Raw genomic sequence first — 935 nt, forward strand, 5'->3', positions numbered from 1 at the left:
CCGCGGCCCCGCCCGCCGCCGCCGCGCGCTCAGGCATCCCCGCGCTCCGCCGCCGCCATCAGCACCGGGAAGGCGCTCGCGTCCGAGTCGTGGAACAGCCGGTACCACGCGTCGAGCACTTCCGGTCCGTACACGTCCAGCCGGGCGAAGACCTCCCGCGCGAACGCCACCGGCTCGGTCGGCCCGGCGGTGATCAGATCGCCGTCCGTCACCGCGTCGGCCTCGACGTACCGCTCCGCCCCCGCGTAGCCCGGCTGCTCCGCCAGGTACGCGGCGGCGCCGCTGGTGTGGGCGCGCCCGTCCAGCAGCCCGGCGCGCGCCAGGCCCGCCGTGGCCCCGCAGATCGCCGCCACGGGAACCCCGGCGGCCAGGAACTCCGCCGCCTTCGCCGCGAAGGGTGCCAGCTCGTCGCCGGTGTCCCACAGCGCCGCGCCGGTCAGGATCAGCAGGGAGGAGTCCTGCGGCGACAGGTCCGACAGCGCCCCGTCGGGCCGGATGCGGACGCCGCCCATCGTGGTCACCTCGCGCCGGTCGTCTACCGCGACGGTCCGGACGCGGAACCCGCGCTGGGTGAGGTGTGCCGTGGTGTGGCCCGTCTCCCAGTCCGCGTACGTGTCGTACACGGCCAGGTGGACCGGCCTGTCGGAGCGGTTCGCGGTCATGTGGATCGCCTCCCGTGCGCATCGGCGGGCGGTCGCGGGTCCGCCGGTGCACTCCACCGCCGCGGGCCCTCCCGTCCGCCTTTTCGGCCGACTTCTTATGACAGAAGGCTGTCATTTCGACAGCATGCTGTCAATGCCCCTCGCGCTCGTCCCTCCCTCGTGCGCGCGCTCCCCTCGCGCACGAGGGAGAGCCGCGCGCGAGGGGCATTGACAGCATGCTGTCGAAATGACAGCCTTCTGTCATAAGAAGTCGGCCGAAAAGGCGGACGGGAG

1 protein-coding gene is annotated in these 935 nt (G+C 73.5%); it reads right to left on the bottom strand.

The window, feature by feature from the left end; all coding sequences use genetic code 11:
* Positions 1-29: 29 nt before the first annotated feature.
* Positions 30-662, bottom strand: coding sequence for a DJ-1/PfpI family protein (locus tag EF903_RS33015; RefSeq protein ID WP_125548579.1), 633 nt, complete (start codon positions 660-662; stop codon positions 30-32).
* Positions 663-935: the final 273 nt, after the last annotated feature.

The sequence above is a fragment of the Streptomyces sp. WAC05292 genome, from assembly GCF_003949955.1.
GTDB classification, from domain to species: Bacteria; Actinomycetota; Actinomycetes; order Streptomycetales; family Streptomycetaceae; genus Streptomyces; species Streptomyces globosus.